We start from the raw sequence: 25,195 nt of genomic DNA, 5'->3' as shown, positions 1-25,195 counted from the left end.
ATCCCGTCGATGCAGTTCACCCGCAGCGTCTTCGCCGCGTTCCGCAGCCAGCTGAGCGACTGCAGCAGCGAGTGCGCGCTGACCGGGCCGGTGACCTGCTTGCGCGTGGAGGAGATCCAGAAGAACACGACGAGGATCACGAGCGACGCGATGCTCGTCGACATGCCCTGGTACGCGTCGCCGCGGATGAGGGAGAAGAGGTACGGCGTGACGACGACCGCGATGGCCGCGCCGAGGAGGCCCCGGCGGCGCATGCGGGCGCGGATGAAGAGGCCGGCCACGAGGCCGAGGAGCGCGCCGACGGCGACGACACCGGGGATCCCGAAGTTGGCGAACGCCTCGCCGATGGCCGACAGGCTGGTCTCGACGCGGTTGACGCCGTAGAACCGGGGCACGTACGTGGACGTGAACCACGTGTTGCCGCCGCCGAAGGGCTTGTCCTCCCAGAGCCCGCGGGGGACGAACCAGGCCGGCACGGCGGCGTAGGTGGCTCCCCACTGGTAGACGAAGTCGGGCAGCGACGCGACCTCGTTGAGGCGGATGAGCACGTCGAACGGCCGCGTCTCGATGCCGCTGGTGAGGCGGTCGAGGAGGACGCCCAGGGGGTCCTGCGTGAGGCGGTCGAGCGAGCGGCCGTTGTCGAACGTGGACTCGCGGATGACGATCGAGTAGACCATCGCGACCACGGCCGTGATGCCGCCGATGAGGGCGATGCTGCGGAAGCGGAACGGCTTCGGGCCGATCTGCTTGAGGATCAGGAACGGCAGGAACACGCCGATGATGAGCGGGCCGCGGCCGCCGGCGGAACCGGCGCAGATCACGAGCACGACGACGGCGACCAGGTTGACCCAGTTCCAGCCCTCGAGGCCCTTCTGCCGGCGCGCGAGCACGTTGTAGACGATCGCGATCTGCACGGGGATGTAGGAGAGGCCGATGAACGACTTGCCGGAGAGGAAGTCGCTCCGGTTCGCGAGGCCCGTCGTGTACGCCTGGATGCCGCCGGAGGAGAGCACCAGGTACACGAGGAGGCCGAGCGCGACGACGGCGGAGATCACCACGAGCGCCTGCGACACCGACGTGTTGAACACGCGCTGCCAGCGCACCTGGGTGTCCGGGTCGACGACGGCGGGGCCGCCCGCGATGGCGTTCTGCTCGAGGGCCTTCGCGTCCTCGCCGCCCATGGTGATGCGCTTCGCCTCGCGGGCGACCGAGTAGTAGTAGACGACGAAGAACGCCGAGAAGAAGATCAGCGCCTCGATGAGCGCGGAGCTCGCGGCGAGCTGCAGCGTGGGGGAGAAGAAGCGCGTGTCCGCGATGGCGCCGGGGCTCGTCTCCATGCTGTTGGCGACCGTGAGCGGGCGCAGCACGAACAGGAGGAGGCCCGTGGCGGCGACGATGCCGCCGGGGGTCAGCGGATCCCCGTTGGAGACCGTCTCCTTGACGAGCACGCTCACGAGCAGGACCGCGAGCACCGCGATCATGAACGGGTAGGAGAGCTCGTTGCCGAGCAGCGCGACGCCGCCGAGCGCGGCGAGGATGGTGAGGACCACGGCGGCCGCGAAGACCGCCGGGGTCGCTAGGCGGTACGTCGGACCCATGAAGTCATCTCCTCGAATGCCGCGTCCAGGCGGGCGGTGGCGGCGACGAGAGCCGCCGCGGTGGTGGATGCGGCGCCGGCGTCGGCCGGTGCCTGGATGGCGGTGCGGACCGCCCGGTCGAACGCGGGCTCCGTGCGCGTGCCGAACTCGGTCGTGAACGCCCCGACCTTGGTGGCTCCGCCGACGGCGACCACGGGCGTCGTCAGCATCGTACCGAGGTACATGGCGTGCATGCGAGAGGCGACGACGACCTCGCGATCGGCCATGAGCTCCGCCGCGCGGCGCCAGCCGTGGTCGCCGGGCTCGGTCGTGAGCCGGGCGCGGACCTCGGGATGCAGGGCGCCGGCGTCGGAGTCGTCGCCCTGGTCCATCGACACGAACACGACCTCGCCGAAGCGCTCCTCGAGGGCCTGCACGTCGGCGAGCGTGACCTGGGGCGAGTGCCTCGCGTTGAGCGCGACGACGGCGCCCCGACGGCGGTCGGCCGGGGCGGACATCGCGGCGAGCTCGGGGGCGGCGAAGAGGCTGACGTCGGCGGCGACCTCGACGGGCAGCCCCGAGTACCCGGCGGCGCGGCCGGCGGAGTCGGGGTCGCGGGTCCAGACGCGGGCGGCGTCGAGCCCTGAGCGGAGGGCGAGGCGCGCGCGGCGGCGGGTGACGGGATCCGCGCCCACGCCGAACACGGCGAGCGGCGTGCGGCTGGTGCGCGCGATGAGGCCGGTGACGGCCATGAGACGCGGGAGGCCCGCGAAGGGGCGGCCCGGCTGGTCGTCCGCGAGCAGCGTGCCGCCGCCGACGACGACCGCGTCGACCTGGCGGACGAGGTCCGCGAGCGCGCGCACGCCGGAGACGCGGGCGCGCTCCTCCGTGGAGTCGCGGCGCACGGCCTGCCCGAAGTCGGCGATCACGGTCTCGTGGCCGGCCCGGCGGAGACGCTCGGAGAGCGCGTCGGTGAGGAAGGCGTCCCCGAGGTTCTGCGGGTGGCCGGACGCGAGGGTGCGGTCGGCGGAGACGATGAGGGTCCTCATGCGTCCTCCTTCCTGCGGTTGCGGATGAGGAGCGCGGCGATGGCGGCGCTCAGGACGAGCTCGCTGGCGAGCGTGACGCCGGCGAGGAGTGCGGGGCCCGCGGTGAGGCAGGCGATGAGCGTGAGGATCACGGCCACGACGCCCGTGACGATGGTGGCGGTGAGCCGCACGCGCACGAGGCCGGAGCCCATCGCGTACGCCATGAGGGCGTAGTTGCCGAACTTGGGGGCGACCGAGAGGAGGACCACGAGGAAGATCGCCTGGTCGAACGCGTCGCCGCCGAAGACGCGCTCGACGGGCTCGCGGATCAGCGCCAGGACGCCCGCGAGCACGAGGCCGCCGAGCGCGAACCGCCACCAGTAGGCGCGCGCGGGGCGGGCGGCGGCGCGGATCCGCGGGATCAGCTGCTGCGAGAGCGTCGCCGGCAGGACCTCGAGCGGCTGCACCACGCGGTAGGCGAGGGCGAGCGGCGTCACGGCGTCGACGCCGAGGATCGCCGTGCCGAGCACGAGCGGCGCCTGCGAGTAGAGGGCGCTCAGGGATCCGGAGAGGCCGAACTCGAGGATCTGCGGGAACACGCGCACGGGCTCGTCGCTCGTGGTGGCGAGGTCGCGGCGGACGGCGATCCAGGTGCCCGCGGTGACCACGAGCGATACCAGCGGGAAGGCGAGCAGCACGAGGATCTCGGGCACGAGCACCGCGATCGCGAGCGGCACGGCCTTCAGCACCACGAGCGCGAGGTCGGGGAAGGCGTAGGAGGCGTCGCGGCGGCCGACGAGCAGGGGCGCGCGGATCGTGCGGGTGAGCGAGTCGAGCACCTGGCTGACGCCGAGCGCGACGAGCAGCAGCACGGCCTCGCCGGGGATCGTCGTGGCAGCGGCGACCGTGAGGACGACCGCGATGGCGGCGCCGAGCGACCCGAGCCCCGCGTGGAAGGCGACCGCGCGCGCGTGCACCCCGCGGGTGAGGCGCGTGCGCGGCAGCGACAGCAGGAAGTTGGCTGCACCCGAGTCGGTGATGATCGCGAACGAGCTGAGCAGCGCGAACCCGGTGACGAGCGCGTTCCCGGCCGAGCCATCCGACAGGCGCGTCAGGACCACGAGCAGCACCAGCTGGAGCACGCGCGTGAGCCCTGCGGCTCCCGTGGGGAGCAGCAGCCCGATCCGACGGATCATCGCGTCCCGATGCTCTGGTAGGCGTCGTGGACGGTCTGCGCGGAGGTGCGCCAGTCGAAGCGGCAGGTGACGGCGCGGCGGATCCGGGCGGCCTCCTCCTCGTCGAGCGGCGGGGCGGCCGCCAGGCGGGCGAGCGCATCGGTGATGGCGGACGTGTCGGCGGGGGAGAAGTACGCGGCGTCGTCCTCGCAGATCCAGTGGAAGACGGGGATGTCGGACACGGCGAGCCGCGCGCCCGCGACCATCGCCTCGACGAGCGGCAGGCCGAAGCCCTCCGCGAGGCTCGGGAACACGACGCCGCGCGAAGCGGCGTAGAGCACGGCGAGCTCGTCGTCGGTCACGTAGCCGGCGAGCTTGATGTCGTCGGACTCCGCCATGTCGACGTCGCCGAACACGGCGCTCTTGGCGCCCACGAGCACGAGCGGAGCGGCGGCGCGCGTCTCCGCGGGCAGCGCGAGGTACGCCTCGGTGAGGCGCTGGAGGTTCTTGCGCGGATCCATGCTGCCGACCGCGAGCAGGTACCCGCCATCGGTCACGCCGAACCGCTCGAGCACCCTGGCGCGCTCCTCGGCGCCGCGCGGCTCGCCGAACACGGGGCTCGGCGCGTTGGGCGCGACCACGACGGGCGCGCTGGAGAGGCCGAGCTCCCGCACCTGCTCGGCGACGGGCTCGCTCACGGTGACGATCACGCGCGCGTCGCGCAGGTTCGCGCGGAGCAGCGGCACGTGGGTCACGACGTACTCGCGGCTGTACCACTCGGGGTTGGTGAGCACGAAGAGGTCGTGCACGACGACGATGTGGCGGCGGTGCACGAGCGGGGCGCGGCTCGTGAGCGACAGCAGCACGTCCTGGCGCGTGATCCACGGCAGGGTCGTCTGCACCCACAGCCAGCTGCGGGCGCCGGACGAGGCGACGCCGGCGGACGGCGTGGCGCGCGTGACGCCCCGCTTGCCCTCGAGCGCGCGGGCGATCTCGGTCGCGTAGCGCTGCTGGCCGGTGACCCGCTGCCCCGCGTAGGCCTCGTTGACGACGAGCCGGCGCATCAGGCGGCCGCCCCGTCGAGCCGGGATCCGTCGTGGCGGACCCAGGAGGCGATGCGGCGCTCGAACACGGCCGCGTCGAACTCGGCGGAGCGCTGGACGCTCGCGGCGGGATCCATGGCGGCGGCCCGCGCGACGGCGTCCGCGAGGCCTGCGCCCTCCCAGTCGTGCACGTGCACGCCCGTCACGCCGTCGACGACGCTCTCGGTCGCGCCGCCCACGTCGCTGACGAGCACGCGCGCGCCGGCGGCCATCGCCTCGACGGGCATGATCCCGAAGTCCTCGACGGCCGGGAACACGTACGCGATCGCGCGCTGGTACAGCGTGTAGAGGAGGGCGTCCGAGGGGCGCGGCACGATCGTGACGGGCACGCGCGCGGCGTCGGCCTGCGCCTGCAGCTCCTCGGCGAGCGGGCCGGATCCGGCGAGCACGACGGGCACGTCGGCGGCCTCGCCCGCGCGGATCACGAGGTCGAGCCGCTTGTACGGCACGAAGCGGCTGGCGCCCAGGAGGAAGCGGTCGGGCAGCGACGCAGCCAGCGCGGCGTCGGATCCGGTGAGCTCGCCCTCCCACGACGCGGTGTCGCGGATCGCGGTCGCGTCGACGGGCGGGTGGATGACCTGCGCGTCGACGTCCCACGCCGCGCGGATGCGCGCCTGCACGAACGCGCTGTTCGCGGCGAACTCGGCGTGCGACGCCTGCGCGCGGCGCCGGTCGAGCGCGCGCAGCGGGGGAGCTGCGGCCTTCACGAGCGGGTTGGCGCCGCGCTTGTCGAGGTCGGGGGTCCACAGGTACCGCGCGGGGCTGTGCACGTAGACGTGCTGCCGGGTCGCGTGGTCCCCGTGGCCGAGGTGGTGCGCGAACAGGTGCGAGCTCGAGAGCGTCCACTCGTACGCGTCGAGGTCGAGCGAGCTCCACGTGAGCGGCATGAACGGCAGGGCGAGGGGCTTCTTCCGGCGCAGCGGCGTGCGGGCGATCCAGCTCTCCCGCACGGGCCGGTCGCCGAATCGGCCCGGGTCGTCGTTCCAGAGCGTGAAGAGGTCGGCGTCGGGGAAGGCGTGCGCGAACGCGTCGAACACCTTCTCGGATCCGCCCGACCTCTCGATCCACTCCTGGACCAGCAGCCCGCCCATCAGACGGCCCCGTCCGCGCCGAAGACGGCCTTGAACGTGCGCGCCAGGATGATGATGTCGCCCGTGAGCGACCAGTTCTCCACGTAGTAGAGGTCGAGGCGGATGGCGTCCTCCCACGAGAGCGACGACCGGCCGGAGACCTGCCACAGGCCGGACATGCCGGGCTTGATGAGGAGGCGGCGGCGCGCGGCGCTGTCGTACAGGGCCACCTCGCCCTCGCGCTGCGGGCGCGGGCCGATGAGGCTCATGGAACCGAGCAGCACGTTGAGGAACTGCGGCAGCTCGTCCAGCGAGTAGCGCCGGAGGACCGCGCCGACCTTCGTGATGCGCGGGTCGTCGGTCACCTTGAACAGCGGGGTGTCGGCCGTGCCCTGCTGCTCCAGCAGCGCGAACAGCTCGGCGTCGGCGTTCATGCGCATCGAGCGGAACTTGAGCATGTGGAACGGCTGGCCGTTGAGGCCGATGCGCTCCTGCTTGTAGAAGACGTCGCCCTTGCTCGTGGCCTTGATGAGGATCGCGAGGACCAGGAAGACGGGGCTCAGCACGATGAGCGTGATCCCCGAGACGACGATGTCGAACAGGCGCTTGGAGAGGAGCTTGCGTCCCTCGAAGCGCGGGGTCTCCACGTGGATGAGGGGGAGGCCGGCGACCGGGCGTGTGTGGATGCGCGGGCCGCCGATGTCGGTGAGGCCGGGTGCCATGACGAGGTGGTGGCGGCCGGGCTCGAGCGACCAGCTGAGCTCGCGGATCCGCTCGGGCGGCAGCTCGTCGCTGGAGGTCAGCACGAGGGTGTCGGCGCCGAGGCGCTCCAGCTCCGCGAGCGCGTCGTCGGCGTTCCCGACGACCGGCACGTCGAGGCCGGGCAGGCGCGACGGCCGCGCGTCGCCCGTGAGGCAGGCGCCCACCACGCGGTAGCCGGCCTTCGGGGCGCGGGCGAGGGTCGTGGCGGTGTGGGTGGTGCTCTCGAGGGAGCCGACCAGCAGGATCAGCGAGGAGAACTCGCCGCGACGGCGCTGGGCGGAGAGCCACACGCGCCAGAGCGCGCGCGACAGCAGCAGGAGCACGAGGCCGAGCGGCAGGCCGGTGACGATGTAGCCGCGCGCCAGGTCGATCTTCACGAGGAACGCGACGATCGCGATGATCCCGAACAGCCGCAGCGTCGCGTCGGCGACCTGCTTGTACTCCGCGGTGCCGGTGCCGACGATGCGGTAGTCGCGCGTGCTGTAGACGGTGAGTACGAAGAGCCAGGAGAGGATCAGCACGACCGAGACCATCGTGTAGGTCACGGCCACGCCGCGCGCGTTGCCGCCGAGGTCGACCGTGCCCGCCGTCGTGCCGAACCACAGGAACTGCACCCCGAAGGTCGTGAGGATGATGACGATCGCGTCGCTCAGCGCGAGGCGCCGGGCGTAGACGACCCGCCAGCGCGAGCCCTCCTGGGCCTCGTCCGTGCGTCGTGTCTGTTGCGTGTCCACTGGTCCCCCGGGGCAGTCGGCTCCGTTCGGGAGCCGGTGGTGTCTGATGGAGCGGCGTGCGCTCGCGTGTGCGGTGGCGGTGGTCGGGTCAGCCCCGCAGGCGGGGCGCGTCCGTGCGGGTCACGGCCCGCACCGACTCGAGGATCGACTCGATGGCGCCCCCGGCCTGCTCGCCCGAGGCGTCGTACGTGGCCTGCGACCGGCGGTACGGGTCGACCACGTCGTAGTCGTCCTCGTGGGCGGGCGGCAGGGTCACGCCCCGCTGCGCCGCCACGAGCGGGATGAGCGCGCGCAGCTGCTCCGGCACGTCGCCGTCGCACGCGATGTGCTTCTCGTCCCCGGTCACCTCGACGAGGTGCTCGAACAGCGCCGCGAACTCGCGGATCGTGAACGTGAAGCGGTTGGCCCGGGGCACCGCGCGCACGACGGCGCTGCGGTGCTCGCGCGCCATGGTGAGCACCAGGTCGACGCCCTGGATGATGCCGGGCGTCAGGAAGCGCGCCTGGTGCCCGCTCGGGTCCCCGCCGTAGCGGACGGAGAGCTCCGCCGCCTGCTCGGGCATGCGCTGCCCCTCGGCCGCGATCGTGCCGGCGCTGGAGAAGCGCACGACCGAGTCGGCCTCGGCGGCGTGGCCGCCGAAGATCGCCCGCACCCGGGCCCGGAGGACCTGCTCGGCGAGGGCGGATCGGCAGATGTTGCCCGAGCAGACGAAGAGGACGCGGAACGAGCCGTCGTCGACGCCCTCGGAGGATGCGTCGCCGAGGGCCGCGCGTGCGGCCCTGCGGCTCGTGGGGGGGAGTTCCGACATGGAGGGGAGCTACGCCTTGATCTTCTCGATGGGCGCCTTGGACTTGTTGCCGTCCTCGTCCTCCGTGTACCCGTACCCGTAGCCGTAGTGGCCGTAGCCGTACGCGTCCGGGCCCTTGGTCGGGAGCATGGTGATCACGAGGCCGAGCACGTCCGCGCCCACGTTCGTGAGGTTGGCGATGGCGCTCTTCAGCTGCGTGCGGTGCGTGCGGCCCGCCGCGACGACGACGATGGCGCCGCCGGCGTTCTTGGACAGGATCGCCGCGTCCGTGACGGGCAGCAGCGGCGGGGCGTCGATGAGCACCACGTCGTAGCGCGCCTCGAGGTCCTGCAGCAGACGCGCCATGCCCTGCGAGCCGAGCAGCTCGGACGGGTTCGGCGGGATCTGTCCGGCGGGGAGGATCGAGAGCATGCCCGAGCCCCAGGGCTGGATGACGTCCTCGATCTCGGCGCGGCCGATGAGGATGTCGGTGAGGCCCACGGCGCCCTCGAGGCCCATGTAGGAGGCCAGGCGCGGGCGGCGGAGGTCGGCGTCGATGAGGACGACCTTGATGCCGGAGTCGGCGAGCGCCAGCGCGAGGTTCGAGCTGGTGGTCGACTTGCCCTCGCCCTGGATCGAGGAGGTGATGACGAAGCTGCGCGAGCGGCCGCCGAACTCCAGGAACTGCAGGTTCGTGCGGAGGCTGCGGAAGGACTCGGCGCGGGGGCTCCGCGGGTCGTCCTGGACGATGAGCGGACGCTCGGTCGCCTTCGGGTCGTACGCGATGCCGCCGAGGATGGGCTTCGTCGTGACGAGCTCCACGTCGCGCTCCCCGCGGATGCGGTTGTCGAGCGTCTCGCGCAGGAGGCTGACGCCCACGCCGATGAGGAGGCCGATGATCGCGCCGACGATGATGTTGACCGGCAGGTTCGGGGACGACGGCGACTCGGGGATCTCCGCCTCCTCGAGCTGCGTGATCTGCACCTGCGGGGTGCCCTCGATCGTCTCGGGCACCAGGTTGCCGACGACCGTGGTGAGGCTGGCGCCGATGGCGTCGGCGAGGGTCGCGGCGTCCTGGCGGGACTGGTCCTTGACCGTGATGTCGATGATCGTCGTGTCGAGCGGCGCGGAGGCCGTGACCGACTCGGCGAGCTCGCGCGACGTCATGTCGAGCCCGAACTCGTCGATGACCGGCTGGAGCACGGCGCGGGTCGTGACGACGTCCGCGTAGCTCTTCACCGCCTGGGTGATGAAGTTGTTGCCCTGCTGGAGGTCGGAGACGCTGCCCGAGCTGCTCTGGGCGACGTACATCTTGGTCGACGCCTCGTACTCGGGGGTCTGGAGGAGGGAGAAGGCCGCCGCGGCGCCCACCCCGACCAGGAGCGTCAGGATGATGAGCACCGCGCCCCTACGCAGCATCCGAATGAAGTCACGGAGCGCCATAACTTAGAACCCTTCCCCAAAAGCACACAGGCGCGGAGTGTCCGCATACGTGGGATATCCACAGCCTCGGCTGTCTATCATCACACAGCTCACGAGCCGCGCCAGCAGCCCGGAACGCCCCCGTCCGGGGCATGGTAGGCCCCTTGACGCCCTGTTAGGGTCGCTCAGACAGCAGTGCTGCACGGCGGTACACGAGTGAGTAGGGACCTGGGCCATGAGCTCGCAGACATTTCGCCGGGGTACTCCCGCGCTCCCGGATCCGTCGGAGCTCCGCTCGGCACCGAGCGATGAGAACCCGCCACCCGAGGGGGATTCGCCCGCCACGGTGAACCGCGGCTTCCGTCCGGACGTCGAGGGCCTGCGCGCCCTGGCGGTCATCGCCGTCATCGTCGACCACCTCTTCGACTGGCCCTCGGGCGGCTTCGTCGGCGTCGACGTCTTCTTCGTCATCAGCGGGTTCCTTATCACGGGGCTCCTGCTGAAGGAGTACGAGCGCACGAAGACGATCTCGTTCACGAACTTCTACAAGCGCCGCGTCCGTCGCATCATGCCGGCCGCGCTGCTCGTGCTCGTGGTCACGACGGCCGTCTCGTTCCTCGTCTTCAACGTGGTGCGCGCGCAGGCGAGCCTCTGGGACGCCGTCTGGTCCGCCCTCTTCGTGTCCAACTGGCACTTCGCCAGCGCCGGCACCGACTACTTCGCGTCCGACGGCCCCATCTCGCCGTTCCGCCACTACTGGTCGCTCTCGGTCGAGGAGCAGTTCTACCTCGTCTGGCCCGTGCTGATGATCCTGGTGATCACGTTCGCCCGCCGCCGCACCCCCAAGAACCGCGTCAAGCGCGCGCGCGTCTTCACGCAGACGATCGGCATCACGGTCGGCGTCCTCATCCTCGCGTCGCTCGCCTGGGGCTACTACGAGACCACGGCCCGCCCGACGGTCGCGTACTTCTCCACCTTCTCCCGCGCGTGGGAGCTCGGCATCGGCGCGCTCCTCGCGATCTTCGCCGCGCGGATAGCCACGCTCCCGGCCGCGATCCGCCCGGTCCTCGGCTACGTCGGACTCGCGGGCATCATCGCCTCCTTCTTCCTCGTCGCCGGCGACCGCGCCTTCCCGGTGCCCTTCGGCCTCCTGCCCGTCATCGCGACCGCGCTCGTCATCGCGTCGGGCATCGGCGGCGTGTCGAAGGCCATGGTGCCGATCACGAACCCGGTCACCACCTACATCGGCAAGCTCTCGTTCTCGCTGTACCTCTGGCACTTCCCGGCGATCATCCTGCTGGCGTCGCTGCTCGGCACCGGCACCCTCGAGTACTACGGCGCCGCGATCGCCGCGACGCTCGTGCTCGCCATCGCCTCGTTCCACCTCGTCGAGGACCCGATCCGCCGCTCCAGCTGGCTCGACCCGAAGAAGGCCGGCCGCCGGTCGTCGGGCGCGCAGCTCAAGATGACCGTCGCGGCGCTGTCCGTGGTCGCGGTCGCCGTGGTGGGCGTCGTCGCCGTGGCCGTCGTGCGCGACGAGCCGACCGGACAGAGCCAGCTCGGGAACGGGACCCCGAGCACGGGCGGCACGGCCGCGCCCGTGGAGGCCACCGGCACGGCCCTCGCGACCCGCACCGAGCAGATCACCACCGCCCTGGCCGCGGACGAGTGGCCCGCGCTGGATCCCGCCGTCGAGTCGTTCGGCGACTTCGGCCGCGACGTCATCGCACCCGAGTGGGCGAAGGAGGGCTGCCTCGGCGCCGACCTCGCCGAGGAGAAGGACGCGATCGAGAACACCGAGCACTGCGTCTACGGGAACGCCTCGGCGGGCCCGGAGAAGACCGCGGTGATCTTCGGCGACTCGCTCGCGATCAGCTACGCCCCCATGCTCCGCGCGAGCCTCGGCGACGACTGGAAGGTGCGCATCCTCACGATGGCGCGCTGCCCCGCGTCGACCGTCACGAGCACGGACACCGACGGATCCGAGTACACGGAGTGCACGGACTTCCGCAACTGGGCGCTCGGCGAGATGAACGCCACGAAGCCCGCGCTCGTCCTGATGAGCGAGGCCGTCGACAACTCCTACCTGTCGAGCGGGGCGACGGGTGGCGCCGCCGACCGCGAGTGGCAGGCCGGCGCGCTCACCACGATGAACGCGCTCAAGACCGCAGCGGCCAACGTGATCGTGCTGTCCCGCCCGCCGGCAGCCACGGCCCTCGTCGAGTGCAAGACGCCGACCAGCTCGCCGAACGACTGCCAGTCCACGGTGTCGCCGTCCTTCATCAGCCACGCCCGCACCATGGAGGCCGCGGCGACCGAGGTCGGGGCGCCGGTCCAGTTCATCAACACGCAGGGCTGGTTCTGCAGCCAGGGCACGTGCCCGGCGTTCGTGAACGGGATCCCCGTGCGCGGCGACACGTCGCACCTCACGGCCCGCCAGTCGCAGGACCTCGCGCCGATCATGTCGGACATCCTCGCGCCGCTCGGCATCGGCGCGGCCCCTGCCGCCGGCTGACCGGATCGCACGGCACCACCGCACGCCACGACGGGCGCTCCTCCTCACCGGAGGGGCGCCCGTCGTCGTGCGCCCGGCGGCCCGAGCCGAACCGGGCGGCGGTCCGGTGCTGGGGAGACCCGCGACCTGGCGGGCGCTCACCGCTCGGCCGGGCGCTCACCCGAGCTTCCGGGGAGCGACGCGCTGATCCGGGAGGGCGCGCACCGCCGTCCGCACGGGGCCGGGCGGAGCGACGCCCCTCCGGGCCTGTCAGCGGGTGGAGCGGGACGCGCCGGCGATCAGCCCCGCGGCGCCTTGGCGGCCGACGAGCGGCTCGTGAGGCGGCGCGCGACCCCGATGAACGGCACCTCCACGAAGCGGTGCACGAGCCAGGAGACGACGAGCGTGACGGCGATCGCGGCGACGACGCGCACGATCCCCTCCGGCACGTCCACGGCGCGCATCACGCGGTAGGCGAGCGGGTGCAGGAGGTACGCGGCGTACGAGATCGCACCGAGCCAGATCAGCACGCGCGAGTGGGCGGCCCGGCGCGACGCGTAGAACGCGAAGAACAGGCCGAGGCCGAGGAGGAACGACACCGCGTAGTCGAAGGGCGGCCAGGTCGCGTCCTGCCCGCCGTTGAGGTAGGTGAACAGCGGCACGCCCACGACGCCTGAGACGAGGAGGCCGCGCCATGCGGTGGATCCGTCGCGGTCGCGCAGGTGGATCGCGTGCCCGAGAGAGGCCGTGTACAGCAGCAGCGGCAGCGTCCACGGCAGCTCGCGCTCCAGCACGCGGCCCGCGATCGCCGCGGCGACGAAGCCGGCGAGCCAGACGTAGCCCATGACCACGCTGCGGTCGAGGCGGCCCATCAGCTTGGCGACGAGGGACTGCCCGTAGAAGATCAGCTCGATGCCGAGGGTCCAGGCGGTCGGCACGATCGTGTAGATGCCCACGGCGCCCTGGACCATGAGCACGTTCGCCATGATCGTGAGCGGCCCGCCGAGCTCGCCCTCGCCGGTGGTCGCGACCCACAGCATCATGAGGCCGAGCACGAGCCAGTAGAGGGGGAACAGGCGGTACACGCGGCGCACGAGGAAGGTGCGGGTGTCCTGGCGCTGGAGGCTCAGGGGGATCACGTAGCCGCTCACCAGGAAGAACGCGACGACGCCCACGCGCCCGGCGTCCACCCACTGGCGGCTGAAGTCCTCGAAGGCCGGGTACTCGGCGGCGATGAGGTGCTGCAGCACCACGATGAACGACGCGACGCCGCGGACCGCCTCGAGGAACTCGATCTTCCGACCGGTCTCGCTCTTCACTGTCACGGTGCTGGTCACGCGGGCTCTCCTCTGGTGCGGGCGCGACGCTTCTGAGGCACCGCTTCGACCCTAACCGCCGGGCCGTCGGCGGGAGGGCGGGGGGATGCCCCTACTTCTGGGCGCTCTCGTCGAGGACCTCGGTGCGGACGAACCGGCGCACCTCGGAGCCCATGAGCTTGTAGCCCGTCATGTTGGTGTGGATCCCGTCGCGGAAGAACTCGGTCCGCCACTTCATGTCCTTGTTCGTGAGGTTCACCCACGGGTTGAAGAAGTGGTAGCCCTGCGCGTCCGCGAACTGCTCGAGGTGCGCGTTGACCTCAGGCGGCGTCTCCGGCGATGCGTTCTGCGGCGGGATCCCGAGGATCACCGTCTCCTTGGGCGCGAGCTTCTCGACCGTCTGGATGATGTCCGCGTCGAGCTGCGTGTCGGGGACGCCCGCGATGCGGTTGTTGGTCCCGATCATGATGAGCGCGACGTCGACGTCCTCGACGGTGGGCGTGTTGGCCGCCATGACGGTGCTCGTCGCGCCGTCGCTGCCCCAGCCGCCGGCGAAGGTCAGCGGGTCGCCCACGACGTAGTCGACGTAGGCCATGCCCTGGTCGATGCCCTGGGGCAGCGTGCCGACGAAGCCGTTGGTGTTCGAGTCGCCCATGACGACGATGCGGACCATGTCCTCGGGCGCCGTCGGGGCGGACGCGCTCGGGGCGGGCTCGCCCTCGGTCGCGGTGGGGGCGGGCTGCGGCGCGCTGGTGCACCCGGCGAGCAGGAGGACGGCGGCGAGGGCGCTGACGGCGCCCCGGGCCATGCGACGTGCGGGCATAGGTGTTCTTCCGATCGTGGAGGGGTCCGCGGCAGCGGCGAGCCGGTGACCCCGTCAGCCGCTGCGATCACGGGGCCGCTCGGAAACCATTGTGGCATGCGGTTTCCGTCGGCCCGGTGGCGGCGTGGCGCGCCGTTGATCCGCCGAGGGCATGCTGCGGCCCGCGGGCGACGGTCGGTCGGCCCGCGTGACGGGGAGGATCAGGCGGTGCGGGCGAGGCGCACGAGCGCCTGGACAGCGGCGTGATCCGAGGGGGAGCGGCCCTCGTACGTGTACGGGTTGATGGCCGAGTCGACCACCTCGACGCCGCTGCCCGCGAGGATCCAGTCGATGCGCTCGCCCTCGGGCACGGGCTCGCCGTACGCGGTGAACGTGCCGATGCCGGGGGTCGCGTGGTGCGCGGCCGTGGTCCAGGTGTCGGCGAGGCCGGCGTCGCGCGTGAGGATGTCGTACGCCGCCGACTCCTCGGCCGGCGCGTTGAAGTCGCCCGTGACCACGACGGGCGCGCCGGACGCGACCTCCTGCAGCCGCTCGGTGATGAGGTCGGCGCTCTTCACGCGCGCGAGCTCGGACTCGTGGTCGAGGTGCGTGTTCAGATGCACGAACTCGGCGCCGCTGCGGCGGTCGCGGAAGCGGGCCCACGTCGCGATGCGCGTCGTGCTGCAGCCCCAGGAGCGGGATCCGATGAGCTCCGGCAGGTCGGACAGCCAGAACTGGTCCCATGCGACGACGTCGAGGCGGCGCTCGTCGTAGAAGATCGCGCTGTACTCGCCGCCGGAGCCGCCGTCGCGTCCGTAGCCGAGCATGCGGTGGTGGGGGAGCGCGCGGCCGATGGCGGGCAGCTGGGCCGCGAGGGCCTCTTGCACGCCGAGGACGGTGGGCTGCTCGAGCTGGAGGAAGCGGGCGAGCACGGGCTCGCGGTCGGCCCAGTGGTCGGGATCGCCCGGCTCGGTGGAGGGGCGGGCCAGGCGGATGTTGCAGGTCATCACGTGCACGAGGTCGCCTTCGGCCGAGCCGATGGTCGCCTGCTGGGGCGGGGCGGGAGCGAGCTGCGTCGCTGCCGCCTGACGAGACGGAGGGGGGTCCGCCTCGGCGGTGCCGTCCGGGCCGTCGGTCGTGGTGGTGGTCTCGTCCGCGCGCGGCCGCTCGAGGAGCGCCGTGCCGGAACCTCGGGTGGGCCGCCCGACGCCGGGATCGGAGGATCCGGCACCGTCGAACAGGTCGCGTCGGCTGAATCCGCCGCTGGCCATCATGGAGATCTCCTCGGGTCGCATGTGTCTCGCATGATCAGCCTGCGCGCACGTGCCCCAGCGGGGCACCAACGGCGCATGGCGGATGCGTGAACTGCACGCACAGGTCTACGCGAGGGGTGCGGGGATGGCAACCCGGGGGCGGCGTGTCGGCCGGGCGCGGAGGGTTCCACCAGCCGGCGCATGGCCCGCGGACAGACGCGCGCGCCGCCGGCTGGTGCCGGCGACGCGCGCATCCGTGCGTGCGGAGGGGGTCAGCCCAGGTGCTCGGCGAGGAAGTCCGTGAGCGCGCGCCACGAGCGGCGCTCGGCGCGGTCCTGGTACTGCGCGCCGTGATCCGGGGAGTCGACGCCCGGCACCGAGAACGCGTGCATCGCGCCGCTGTATGTGACGACCTGCCAGTCGATCGCGGGACGCGTGCGCACCTCGTCCTGGAACGCGGCGACCTTCTCGTCGGGGACCATCGGGTCGTCGGCGCCGGTGAGGACGAGGATCGCGGCCTTCACGTCGGCGACGTCGGCCGGCTCGTGCACCACGAGGCTGCCGTGCAGCGAGATCGCGGCCTTGATCTCGGCGCCCGCGCGGGCGACCTCGAGCGATGCGCTGCCGCCGAAGCAGTAGCCCATGACGGCGATGCGCGACGCGTCGACGTCGGGCTCCGCCGCGAGGCGGTCGATGCCGGCCTGCACGCGGGCGCGCATCAGCGGGAGGTCGGCGTAGTATGCGCCGGCGATGCCCGCGGCCTCCTCCGGACCGGGCCGCACGTCGCGGCCGTACACGTCGGCGGCGAACGCGACGTAGCCGAGGCGCGCGAGCATCTGGATCCGGGCGGCCACGTGCCCGCCGACGCCGTACCAGTCGTGGATCACGAGCACGGCCGGGCGGCGGCCGCTCTGCGCGGCGTCGCGGGCGAGGAGCCCCTCGAGCTCCGTGCCCTCGTGGTCGTACAGCACGGGGCCCATCTGGATGTCGGCGCCCGCGGGCAGCGGCACGCGCTCGGTGAGCTCGGCGAGGGACGGGGACCAGACGGGGGTCGTCGCGGGGTCGGTCATGCTCACGCCTCCACGGCTGTGCCGAAGCGGGCGGGGAGCGTGGCGCGGTGGATCCCGCGCAGCTCGTCCACGGACAGGGTGAACAGGCCCTGCAGCTCGAGGCCGGGCGCCTGCGCGTCCGTGACGCCGATGCGGAGCACGGGGTAGCCGCGCCCCTCGCAGAGGCCCTGGAACTTCACGTCGTCCTCGCGGGGCACCGTGACGAGCATGCGGCCGGTGGACTCCGAGAAGAGGGCGGTCGCCGCATCGACGCCGTCGCGCTGCACGATCCCGTCGAGCCAGACGCGGGCGCCGACGCCGAAGCGCATCACAGCCTCCGCGAGCGCCTGGCCGAGGCCGCCGTCCGAGAGGTCGTGCGCGCTCGCGATGAGCGACTGCGTGGCGCCGGCCGCGATGAGCGACGCGAGGTCCTTCTCGGCGGCGAGGTCGACCACGGGCGGGACGCCGCCGAGGTGGTCGTGCACGGTGCCGGCCCAGGCGGATCCGTCGAGCTCCTCGCGCGTGACGCCGAGGAGGTAGATGTTGTCGCCCTCGTCCTGCCAGCCGGACGGGATGCGGCGCGCGACGTCGTCGATCACGCCGAGCACGCCCACGACGGGCGTGGGGTGGATGGCCTGCGTGCCCGTCTGGTTGTAGAGGGACACGTTGCCGCCCGTGACGGGGATCTCGAGCTCGAGGCACCCGTCGGCCAGACCCTCGACCGTGCGGCTGAACTGCCACATGACCTCGGGGTCCTCGGGGCTGCCGAAGTTGAGGCAGTCGCTCACGGCGACGGGCGTGGCGCCGGATGCGGCGACGTTGCGGTACGCCTCCGCGAGGGCGAGCTGCGCGCCGGCGTACGGGTCGAGCTGGCAGAAGCGGCCGTTCGCGTCGGTCGCGACCGAGAAGCCGAGGCCGCTCTCCTCGTCGACGCGGACCATGCCTGCGTCGTCGGGGAACGACAGGGCCGTGTTGCCCATGACGTAGCGGTCGTACTGGTCGGTGATCCACGACGCGTCGGCGAGGTTGGGGCTGCCGAGGAGCTGCAGGAACTGGTCCTTGATGTCCTCCGGCGCGGTGGGGCGCGCGAGGCGCGAGGCGGAGTCGGCCTGGAGGGCGTCGATCCACGTGGGGTAGGAGACGGGGCGGTCGTAGACGGGGCCGTCGACCGCGACCGTGCGCGGCTCGACGTCGACGATGCGCTCGCCGTGGTGGTCGATGACGAGGCGGCCGGTGTCGGTGACCTCGCCGAGCACGCTCGTCTCGACGTCCCACTTGCGGACGACGGCGAGGAAGCCCTCGAGCTTCTCGGGCTTCACGACCGCCATCATGCGCTCCTGGCTCTCCGACATGAGGATCTCCTCGGCCGTGAGCGACGGGTCGCGCAGCAGCACCTCCTCGAGCCGGATGTGCATGCCGCCGTCGCCGTTGGACGCGAGCTCGCTCGTGGCGCAGGAGATGCCCGCGGCGCCGAGGTCCTGGATCCCCTCGACGAGGTCCTCCCGGAACAGCTCGAGGCAGCACTCGATGAGCACCTTCTCGGCGAACGGGTCGCCGACCTGCACCGCGGGGCGCTTGGTGGGGCCGCCGTCGGCGAAGGTGTCGCTCGCGAGGATGGAGGCGCCGCCGATGCCGTCGCCGCCCGTGCGGGCGCCGAACAGCACGACCTTGTTGCCGACGCCGCGGGCGTTGGCGAGGTGCAGGTCCTCGTGGCGGAGCACGCCGACGGCGAGCGCGTTGACGAGCGGGTTGCCCTGGTACACGCGGTCGAAGTAGGTCTCGCCGCCGATGTTCGGCAGGCCGAGGCAGTTGCCGTAGAAGCTGATCCCCGCGACCACGCCGTGCACGACGCGCGCGGTGTCCGGGTCGTCGATGTCGCCGAAGCGCAGCGCGTCCATCACGGCGACCGGGCGGGCGCCCATCGAGATGATGTCGCGGACGATGCCGCCGACGCCCGTGGCCGCGCCCTGGAACGGCTCGATGTAGGAGGGGTGGTTGTGGCTCTCGATCTTGAAGGTGACGGCCCAGCCCTCGCCCACGTCGACGACGCCGGCGTTCTCGCCCATGCCGACCATGAGGTCCTTCTTCATGGACTCGGAGACCTTCTGGCCGAACTGGCGCAGGTACTTCTTCGAGGACTTGTAGGAGCAGTGCTCGCTCCACATGACCGAGTACATGGCGAGCTCGCCGCTCGTGGGGCGGCGGCCGAGGATCTCGCGGATCTCGAGGTACTCGCCCTCGGTGAGCCCGAGCGCCGCGTACGGCTGCTCCTTCTCCGGGGTGCGCTCGGCCATCTCGACGGTGTCGGCGACATGGCGGCGGGCGCCCTGCCCCTCTCCCGCGGGGGTCTCGGTGGGGACGGATGCGGGATCGGGGTGGACGCTCACTGCGCGAGGACTCCTTCGAGGACGGACGTGAAGAGACGGAGGCCGTCGACACCGGAGCGCATGGCGGCCGGGGTGTCCGGTCCGAAGCCCTCCTCGACGGCGTGCTCGGGGTGGGGCATGAGGCCGACGACGTTGCCGCGGGCGTTGGTGATCCCGGCGATGTCGCGCAGGGATCCGTTCGGGTTGCCGCCGAGGTAGCGGAAGGCGACGCGGCCCTCGCCCTCGAGTCGGTCGAGCGTGTCGGCGTCGGCGATGAAGCCGCCCTCGCCGTTCTTCAGCGGGATGGTGATCTCCTCATCCGGCGTGAAGGCGCTCGTCCACGCGGTGCCGGTGGCCTCGACGCGGAGGCGCTGGTCGCGGCAGACGAAGTTGCCGGCCTCGTTGCGGATCAGCCCGCCGGGCAGCAGGTGCGCCTCGGTGAGCATCTGGAAGCCGTTGCAGATGCCGAGGACGGGCACGCCGCGCTCGGCCGCGTCCACGACCTCGCGCATGATCGGCGCGAACGCGGCGATGGCGCCCGCGCGCAGGTAGTCGCCGTAGCTGAACCCGCCGGGGAGCACGATCGCGTCGACGCCCTGCAGGTCGTGGTCGCCGTGCCAGAGCGCGACCGGGGTGGCGCCCGCGAGACGGACGGCGCGCTGGGCGTCGCGGTCGTCGAGGGATCCCGGGAAGGTGATGACCCCGACGCGCATCAGCGCTGCTCCGCCGCGGCGGAACCGTGGGGGAGCGGGTGTGCGGCGACGTCGGTGTCGGCCGTGCCGCCCTCCGCGATGGTGTGCTCGTCGGTGACGTTGCCGGTGGCGAAGTCCGCCTCGGCGGAGATGCCGAAGCCGTCGAGGCCGGCGACGTGGACGCTGATGACGTCCTCGATGACGGAGTTGGAGAGCATGTCGGCGGCGAGGGTCTGGACGTCGGCCAGCAGCGCGTCGTCCACCTCGCCCTCGACGGTGAGCTCGAAGCGCTTCCCGATGCGGACGCCGGTGAAGCGGTCCTTGCCGAGGCGGGCCAGGGCGCCGGCCACGGCCTTCCCCTGGGGGTCGAGCAGCTCGGCCTTGGGCATCACTTCGACGACGATCGTGGGCACGATGGATCTCCGGCTTCCTGGAGGCGGGTGGATGCGCTCAGCGTACCGGACGGCCGCGCCCCGCCGAGCGGGTCGGCGGGGCGGGAGCGCGACGGGCCGTCGGGCGGATCAGCCGACGGCCTCGGGGAGCAGCTCGACGCGGTAGGCGGCGTCGATGGTCTCGCCCGTGGCGGGATCCTCGAGCTGCACGCGCCAGCGCGAAGCGAACTGGTCGACGCCCGGGACCATGGCGACCGTGCCCGAGATGAGCACCGTGCCGGGCACGCGGAGGCCGCGCTCGGCGAGCACCTCGAGCCAGTGGTCGGGGGTGAGGAGCGCGGCGAGCGTGGAGTCCTGGATGAGCTCCTCGGCGCCCTCCTCACCGACCCAGCCGCGCAGGCGGATCGCGTCGAGGCGGTCGCGCACGTCCGCGAGGCGCCACGCCTTCCGGCCGAGCACATCGGGCCCCGCGTTCTTGCTCCAGGCGACGCCGTGCACCTCGAGCGCGCGGTCGGTGTGGTCGCACGCGACGGTGAGGAGCACGTCGTCGTCGGTGATCACGAGGGCCCACTCGGCCTCGCCCGAGGTGCGGCCGTGCTGCGCGGGCACCGTGTCGGCCTGCGACGCGAGGTACGGCGCGACGGGGTAGAGCGCGGGCGTGGTCTCGGGTCCGGGCACGCCGAGCTCGGCCAGCTCGTCGATGTGCGCCTGCACCTCGGCCTGGTCGCGGCCCGCGTAGCCGGCGTTGAGGAGCGACACGACCTCGACGCTCGTGGTGGATCCGTCGGGCAGCTGGAAGCGCAGGGTGGTCATCGGTCCTCCGGTGGTGTTTCGAGCGTGTGAAGAAATGCGGATCCGGACGCCCCGACCATGGTGCCGGGGCTCCGGTATGCCTACTGTATACAGCACACCGACCGGACGCCGGGCGGGATCCGATCGCCGGATCCGCCGCCCGGCTCCCTCACCCGAGGAGCCCCATGGCCGACGACCCCACCGCCTCCCCGGCGGCGACAGCGCCCGCATCCGGCGCGCACGCGGCACCCGCCGCGACCGAGAAGCCGACCCGCCGCGAGCTCGTGAAGGCGTTCACCGCGAGCCTCACCGGGACCTCGCTCGAGTGGTACGACTTCGCCGTCTACTCGGCGGCCAGCGCCGTCGTGTTCCCCGTCGTGTTCTTCCCCGCCTCCGACCCGTACACGGCGACGATCCTCGCGTTCTCCACCTACGCGGTCGGCTACGTCTCGCGCCCGGTCGGCGGGTTCGTCTTCGGACGGCTCGGCGACAAGATCGGCCGGAAGCCCGTCCTCGTGCTCACGCTGCTGCTCATCGGCATCGCGACGTTCCTCATCGGCGTCCTGCCGGGCTACGCCAGCATCGGGCTCGCGGCGCCGATCATCCTGGTGCTCCTCCGCTTCGCGCAGGGCGTGGGCGTCGGCGGCGAGTGGGGCGGCGCGGTGCTGCTCTCGAGCGAGTTCGGGGATCCGCGCAAGCGCGGGTTCTGGTCGTCGGCCGCGCAGGTCGGGCCGCCCGCGGGCAACCTGCTCGCCAACGGCGCGCTCGCGCTGCTCACCGTGCTGCTCACCGAGGAGGACTTCCTCGACTGGGGCTGGCGCGTCGCCTTCCTGCTCTCGGCGCTGCTCGTGGCGTTCGGTCTCTGGATCCGCCTGAAGCTCGAGGACACCCCCGTGTTCAAGGCGCTGCAGGAGCGCGGCGACCGGCCGAGCGCGCCCATCTCGGAGATCTTCCGCACGCAGGGCCGCCCGCTCGTCGCGGCCATCCTCTCCCGCGTCGGACCGGACGTCCTCTACGCGCTCTTCACCGTGTTCACGCTCACGTACGGCGTGAACACGCTCGGCTTCGACCGCAGCCAGGTGCTCGTGGCGGTGCTGGTCGGATCCGCCGTGCAGCTGTTCACGATCCCGTTCGCGGGCGCCGTGAGCGACCGGATCAACCGCCGGGCGCTGTACGCGGCCGCCGCGGTGGGCGCGGCCGTCTGGTCGTACGTGTTCTTCGCGATCACCGACGGGTCGTCGACCTTCGTGCTCGGCGTGGGCATCGTGCTGGGCCTGTTCTTCCACTCCTTCATGTACGGGCCGCAGGCGGCGTACATCATCGAGCAGTTCTCGCCGCGGCTCCGCTACACGGGGGCGTCGCTCGCGTACACGATCGCGGGCGTGATCGGCGGGGCCATCGCGCCGCTGATGTTCACGATCATCTACGAGGAGACCGGCAGCTGGGTCGGCATCGCGGTGTACCTCACGGCCGCGGTCGTGCTCACGCTCGTGGGCCTCGCGATGGGCCGCGACTCGGACGTGTCCGAGGACGAGGAGTACGTGCGCACGGGCGCCGAGGGCGTGGCCGCGCCGCGCGGCTGACGCCCGCCGTCACCTGACGACGCCCGGATCCCCGACCAGGGGATCCGGGCGTCGTCGCGTGCGGGCGGCTCCGCGTCAGGCGCGCAGCAGCACGTCGAGCGTGACGGCGAGGTGGCGGTCGATCGCGTCGCGGGCCTTCGCGGCGTCGCCCGCGGCCAGCGCGTCGACGATGCCGCCGTGCTCCTCGCAGACGCGGTCCTGCCGGTCGGTGGCGCGGTAGAGCGCCTCGACGCCGACGAGGATCTGCCGGGCGCGGAGCTTCGCGTAGGTGCGGCTCATGAGCTCGCTGCCCGCGGCGTCGACGAGGAGCTGGTGGAAGCGGCGGTCGTGCTCGATGAACTCGCGGCCGCTCTCGCGCGGCGGCGTCGCCACCATCGCGCGCTGCTGCTCGAGCACCTCGCGCATCGCGTCGAGCGGCGTGCGGTCGTGCTCCACGGCGCTGGTGGCCGCGTGCCGCTCGAGCACGCCGCGCAGCTCCATCAGCTCGGCGATCTCGCGGCCGGTGATGACGGGGATCCGGGCGCCGCGCTTGGGGATCATCTCCACCAGGTCGTCGGCGGCGAGCAGCAGCAGCGCCTCGCGGACGGGCGTGCGGGAGACGCCGATGCGCTCGGCGAGCTCCTGCTCGTTGAGGAACGCGCCCTGCTGATCCGGGTCGGTGAGGACGTGCGCGTGCAGGAACTCGTAGGCCCGCTCACGGCCGGAGAGGGCGCTCGCCGAGGTGCCTGGATCGCCCGCCCGTTCTCGCATACGCTATGTATACATCACGAGGAGGACCATGAAGATCGCGCTCGCACAGATCATCAGCTCGCCGGATCCCGCGGACAACCTCGCACGGATCACCCGCTTCGCGGAGGACGCCGCACGGCAGGGCGCCGAGCTCGTGGTGTTCCCCGAGGCGGCGCAGCGCGCGTTCGGGAACCCGCTGCCGGAGGTGGCGGAGCCGCTCGACGGGCCGTGGGCCTCGGGCGTCCGGGCGGTCGCCGACCGGCTCCGCGTGGTGATCGTCGCCGGGATGTTCACGCCCGGCGCCGACGGCCGCGTGCGCAACACGCTGCTGGTCGCCCGGCCGTCGGGCGCGGATGCCGCGGGCGCCCCCTCGTACGACAAGATCCACCTCTTCGACGCCTTCGGCTTCCGCGAGTCCGACGCCGTCGACCCGGGCGATGACGTCGCCGTGATCGAGGTCGGCGGCACGCGCGCGTCCCTCGCCACCTGCTACGACGTGCGCTTCCCCGCGCTGTTCCTCGCGGGCGCCGACCGCGGCGCCGTCGTCAGCATCGTGTGCGCGAGCTGGGGCGCCGGCCCCGGCAAGGCCGACCAGTGGGACCTCCTGCTCCGGGCCCGCGCGCTCGACTCGACGACCTTCGTGGTCGCGGTCGGCCAGGGCGACCCGACGACGCTGCCCGCCGGATCCCGCGGCCACGACCCCGCGAGCGGCGCGCCCACCGGCATCGGCCGCAGCGCCGTCGTCTCACCGCTCGGCGAGGTGCTGCACCGCCTCGGCGGCGAGGAGGAGCTGCTGGTCGTGGACATCGACCCGTCGGCCGTCGAGGCCGCGCGTGGCACGCTGCCCGTGCTCGCGAACCGGCGGCGGGGGCTCGAGCGGGCGGTCTGATCCGCATCCACCGCCGACATGACGCGGGCCCGGTCGCGGATGCGACCGGGCCCGCGTCTCATGCGGCGAGGCGGATCAGCGCCCGAGCGGCGTCATGTCCTCGTAGCGGTCGCCGACCGGCGTCGGCAGCGACGACAGGCGCGCGAGCTGGTCGGCGCTGAGCGTCACGGCGTCGGCGGCCACGTTCTCGTCGAGGCGCGCGACGCGCTTGGTGCCGGGGATCACCGCGATGTCGTCGCCCTGCGCGAGGATCCACGCGAGCGCGACCTGGGCGGGCGTCGCGTCGAGCTCGCCGGCGACGTCCTTCACGGCGTCCACGATGCGCATGTTCTGCGCGAAGGCCTCCTCCGCGAAGCGCGGCGACGAGGAGCGGTAGTCGGACTCGGACAGGTCGGCCGCGCTCGAGATCGCGCCCGTGAGGAAGCCCCGACCGAGCGGCGAGTACGCGACGAGCCCGATGTGGAGCTCGCGCAGCACGTCGAGCACGGCCCCTTCCGGGTCGCGGGTCCAGATGGAGTACTCGCTCTGCAGCACGGAGATGGGGTGCACGGCGTGCGCGCGGCGGATCGTGTCGGGCCCGGCCTCGGAGAGCCCCAGATGCAGGACCTTGCCCTCCTCGACGAGCTCCTTCATCGCGCCGACGGACTCCTCGATCGGCACGGCCGGGTCGACGCGGTGCTGGTAGAGCACGTCGATGCGGTCGGTCCCGAGGCGCTGCAGCGAGGCCTCGACGGCGATGCGGATGCTCGTGGGCGAGCTGTCCATGCCGCGCTCGTAGTCCTCGGCGTCCTTGCCCGGCGCGTGCTTCAGCAGGCCGTACTTGGTGGCGATCACGACGTCGTCGCGGCGGTCCTTCAACGCGGATCCGACGAGCCGCTCGTTGGTGAACGGCCCGTACGCCTCGGCGGTGTCGAAGAGCGTGACGCCCTGGTCGACCGCGCGGTGGAGGGTGCGGATCGACTCCGCCTCGTCCTGCCCGTGGCCGTCGTAGAACGCGCTCATGCCCATGCAGCCGAGGCCGATGCGGCCGACGTCGAGGCCCGTGCCGGTGTGGATGTGCTTCATGCGGTGCTCCGATCTCCCGCGGCCGGATGGGCCGCCTCTCGAGCCTAGGCACGCTCCTGTCCACGACGCGCCGCGTTCACGTCGTGTTTTGAACCATTCAAGGGAACTGTGCTTG

At 72.4% G+C, this 25,195-nt stretch carries 20 protein-coding genes and 1 pseudogene; 3 read left to right on the top strand and 18 right to left on the bottom strand.

Annotation, left to right across the window (positions count from 1 at the left end; genetic code table 11):
- The 8 genes from DZG00_RS00690 to DZG00_RS00655 all read right to left on the bottom strand — a co-directional run.
- The coding region (locus tag DZG00_RS00690; RefSeq protein ID WP_233550064.1) for an O-antigen polymerase at nt 1–1,598 on the bottom strand (1,598 nt) is incomplete at its 3' end.
- Complete coding sequence (locus DZG00_RS00685) at nt 1,577–2,626, bottom strand: polysaccharide pyruvyl transferase family protein (protein ID WP_119455308.1); 1,050 nt, start codon at nt 2,624–2,626, stop codon at nt 1,577–1,579. The genes DZG00_RS00685 and DZG00_RS00690, both read right to left, overlap by 22 nt.
- Nucleotides 2,623–3,801, bottom strand: a complete 1,179-nt coding sequence (locus DZG00_RS00680; protein ID WP_119381050.1) for a polysaccharide transporter — start codon at nt 3,799–3,801, stop codon at nt 2,623–2,625. The genes DZG00_RS00685 and DZG00_RS00680 overlap by 4 nt, the downstream gene beginning before the upstream one ends.
- Nucleotides 3,798–4,844, bottom strand: a complete 1,047-nt coding sequence (locus DZG00_RS00675; protein ID WP_233548737.1) for a glycosyltransferase family 4 protein — start codon at nt 4,842–4,844, stop codon at nt 3,798–3,800. The genes DZG00_RS00680 and DZG00_RS00675 overlap by 4 nt, the downstream gene beginning before the upstream one ends.
- On the bottom strand, nt 4,844–5,974 hold the full coding sequence (locus DZG00_RS00670; RefSeq protein WP_119381049.1) for a glycosyltransferase: 1,131 nt from the start codon (nt 5,972–5,974) through the stop codon (nt 4,844–4,846). The genes DZG00_RS00675 and DZG00_RS00670 overlap by 1 nt, the downstream gene beginning before the upstream one ends.
- Nucleotides 5,974–7,449 carry a sugar transferase gene (locus DZG00_RS00665; RefSeq protein WP_119381048.1) on the bottom strand — a complete coding sequence of 492 codons (1,476 nt, stop codon included), beginning with the start codon at nt 7,447–7,449 and terminating at the stop codon, nt 5,974–5,976. The genes DZG00_RS00670 and DZG00_RS00665 overlap by 1 nt, the downstream gene beginning before the upstream one ends.
- 88 nt (nt 7,450–7,537) lie before the next feature.
- On the bottom strand, nt 7,538–8,257 hold the full coding sequence (locus tag DZG00_RS00660; RefSeq protein ID WP_119381047.1) for an arsenate reductase/protein-tyrosine-phosphatase family protein: 720 nt from the start codon (nt 8,255–8,257) through the stop codon (nt 7,538–7,540).
- Between the two features lie 9 nt (nt 8,258–8,266).
- Nucleotides 8,267–9,679 carry a tyrosine-protein kinase domain-containing protein gene (locus DZG00_RS00655; protein ID WP_119381046.1) on the bottom strand — a complete coding sequence of 471 codons (1,413 nt, stop codon included), beginning with the start codon at nt 9,677–9,679 and terminating at the stop codon, nt 8,267–8,269.
- A 325-nt stretch (nt 9,680–10,004) separates the two neighbouring features.
- Between DZG00_RS00655 and DZG00_RS00650 the strand changes: the two genes are divergently transcribed.
- Nucleotides 10,005–12,173 (top strand): acyltransferase family protein, encoded by a 2,169-nt coding sequence (locus DZG00_RS00650; RefSeq protein WP_233548730.1) that lies wholly within the window; start codon nt 10,005–10,007, stop codon nt 12,171–12,173.
- Between the two features lie 278 nt (nt 12,174–12,451).
- Here DZG00_RS00650 and DZG00_RS00645 read toward each other — a convergent pair whose 3' ends face one another.
- The 8 genes and pseudogenes from DZG00_RS00645 to DZG00_RS00610 all read right to left on the bottom strand — a co-directional run bounded on the left by DZG00_RS00645 (nt 12,452) and on the right by DZG00_RS00610 (nt 20,835).
- On the bottom strand, nt 12,452–13,489 hold the full coding sequence (locus DZG00_RS00645) for an acyltransferase family protein (protein WP_119381044.1): 1,038 nt from the start codon (nt 13,487–13,489) through the stop codon (nt 12,452–12,454).
- 91 nt (nt 13,490–13,580) lie between these two features.
- Entirely contained in the window at nt 13,581–14,276 is a 696-nt protein-coding gene (locus DZG00_RS00640; RefSeq protein WP_233550063.1) for an SGNH/GDSL hydrolase family protein, read from the bottom strand.
- 215 nt (nt 14,277–14,491) lie between these two features.
- Nucleotides 14,492–15,544, bottom strand: coding sequence for an endonuclease/exonuclease/phosphatase family protein (locus tag DZG00_RS00635; protein ID WP_119381042.1), 1,053 nt, complete (start codon nt 15,542–15,544; stop codon nt 14,492–14,494).
- A gap of 251 nt (nt 15,545–15,795) precedes the next feature.
- On the bottom strand, nt 15,796–16,593 hold the full coding sequence (locus tag DZG00_RS00630) for a dienelactone hydrolase family protein (protein WP_199688874.1): 798 nt from the start codon (nt 16,591–16,593) through the stop codon (nt 15,796–15,798).
- Nucleotides 16,594–16,595: 2 nt separating this feature from the next.
- The gene (purL, locus tag DZG00_RS00625) at nt 16,596–18,959 is read right to left on the bottom strand and encodes a phosphoribosylformylglycinamidine synthase subunit PurL (protein WP_119381040.1); all 2,364 of its coding nucleotides are present in this window, start codon (nt 18,957–18,959) and stop codon (nt 16,596–16,598) included.
- Nucleotides 18,956–19,651, bottom strand: a complete 696-nt coding sequence (gene purQ, locus DZG00_RS00620) for a phosphoribosylformylglycinamidine synthase subunit PurQ (RefSeq protein ID WP_119381039.1) — start codon at nt 19,649–19,651, stop codon at nt 18,956–18,958. Before purQ ends, purL begins: the two co-directional genes overlap by 4 nt.
- 152 nt (nt 19,652–19,803) lie before the next feature.
- Nucleotides 19,804–20,043, bottom strand: a pseudogene (gene purS / locus DZG00_RS17485) (phosphoribosylformylglycinamidine synthase subunit PurS); the annotation flags it as partial.
- Between the two features lie 108 nt (nt 20,044–20,151).
- Nucleotides 20,152–20,835, bottom strand: a complete 684-nt coding sequence (locus tag DZG00_RS00610; RefSeq protein ID WP_119381037.1) for a DUF2848 domain-containing protein — start codon at nt 20,833–20,835, stop codon at nt 20,152–20,154.
- A gap of 164 nt (nt 20,836–20,999) precedes the next feature.
- Between DZG00_RS00610 and DZG00_RS00605 the strand changes: the two genes are divergently transcribed.
- Nucleotides 21,000–22,397, top strand: coding sequence for an MFS transporter (locus DZG00_RS00605; protein ID WP_119381036.1), 1,398 nt, complete (start codon nt 21,000–21,002; stop codon nt 22,395–22,397).
- Between the two features lie 75 nt (nt 22,398–22,472).
- On the opposite strand, the gene DZG00_RS00600 is transcribed toward DZG00_RS00605, so the two are convergent.
- On the bottom strand, nt 22,473–23,147 hold the full coding sequence (locus DZG00_RS00600; protein WP_119381035.1) for a GntR family transcriptional regulator: 675 nt from the start codon (nt 23,145–23,147) through the stop codon (nt 22,473–22,475).
- Nucleotides 23,148–23,175: 28 nt separating this feature from the next.
- On the opposite strand from DZG00_RS00600, the gene DZG00_RS00595 reads away from it, so the two are divergent.
- Complete coding sequence (locus tag DZG00_RS00595; RefSeq protein WP_119381034.1) at nt 23,176–24,015, top strand: carbon-nitrogen hydrolase family protein; 840 nt, start codon at nt 23,176–23,178, stop codon at nt 24,013–24,015.
- A gap of 75 nt (nt 24,016–24,090) precedes the next feature.
- Here DZG00_RS00595 and DZG00_RS00590 read toward each other — a convergent pair whose 3' ends face one another.
- Complete coding sequence (locus tag DZG00_RS00590) at nt 24,091–25,080, bottom strand: aldo/keto reductase (protein ID WP_119381033.1); 990 nt, start codon at nt 25,078–25,080, stop codon at nt 24,091–24,093.
- Nucleotides 25,081–25,195 lie beyond the last annotated feature (115 nt).

The organism is Clavibacter lycopersici, from assembly GCF_003576405.1.
In the GTDB taxonomy this organism is placed as follows: domain Bacteria; phylum Actinomycetota; class Actinomycetes; order Actinomycetales; family Microbacteriaceae; genus Clavibacter; species Clavibacter lycopersici.
This window is presented reverse-complemented; position numbering and strand designations above follow the sequence as displayed.

Coding starts and splice junctions, on each gene's coding strand:
- DZG00_RS00685 (WP_119455308.1), bottom strand. CDS start 2,626: ATGAGGACCCTCATCGTCTCCGCCGACCGCACCCTCGCGTCCGGCCAC.
- DZG00_RS00680 (WP_119381050.1), bottom strand. CDS start 3,801: ATGATCCGTCGGATCGGGCTGCTGCTCCCCACGGGAGCCGCAGGGCTC.
- DZG00_RS00675 (WP_233548737.1), bottom strand. CDS start 4,844: ATGCGCCGGCTCGTCGTCAACGAGGCCTACGCGGGGCAGCGGGTCACC.
- DZG00_RS00670 (WP_119381049.1), bottom strand. CDS start 5,974: ATGGGCGGGCTGCTGGTCCAGGAGTGGATCGAGAGGTCGGGCGGATCC.
- DZG00_RS00660 (WP_119381047.1), bottom strand. CDS start 8,257: ATGTCGGAACTCCCCCCCACGAGCCGCAGGGCCGCACGCGCGGCCCTC.
- DZG00_RS00655 (WP_119381046.1), bottom strand. CDS start 9,679: ATGGCGCTCCGTGACTTCATTCGGATGCTGCGTAGGGGCGCGGTGCTC.
- DZG00_RS00640 (WP_233550063.1), bottom strand. CDS start 14,276: ATGGCCCGGGGCGCCGTCAGCGCCCTCGCCGCCGTCCTCCTGCTCGCC.
- DZG00_RS00635 (WP_119381042.1), bottom strand. CDS start 15,544: ATGATGGCCAGCGGCGGATTCAGCCGACGCGACCTGTTCGACGGTGCC.
- DZG00_RS00630 (WP_199688874.1), bottom strand. CDS start 16,593: ATGACCGACCCCGCGACGACCCCCGTCTGGTCCCCGTCCCTCGCCGAG.
- purQ (WP_119381039.1), bottom strand. CDS start 19,651: ATGCGCGTCGGGGTCATCACCTTCCCGGGATCCCTCGACGACCGCGAC.
- DZG00_RS00610 (WP_119381037.1), bottom strand. CDS start 20,835: ATGACCACCCTGCGCTTCCAGCTGCCCGACGGATCCACCACGAGCGTC.
- DZG00_RS00605 (WP_119381036.1), top strand. CDS start 21,000: ATGGCCGACGACCCCACCGCCTCCCCGGCGGCGACAGCGCCCGCATCC.
- DZG00_RS00600 (WP_119381035.1), bottom strand. CDS start 23,147: ATGCGAGAACGGGCGGGCGATCCAGGCACCTCGGCGAGCGCCCTCTCC.
- DZG00_RS00595 (WP_119381034.1), top strand. CDS start 23,176: ATGAAGATCGCGCTCGCACAGATCATCAGCTCGCCGGATCCCGCGGAC.
- DZG00_RS00590 (WP_119381033.1), bottom strand. CDS start 25,080: ATGAAGCACATCCACACCGGCACGGGCCTCGACGTCGGCCGCATCGGC.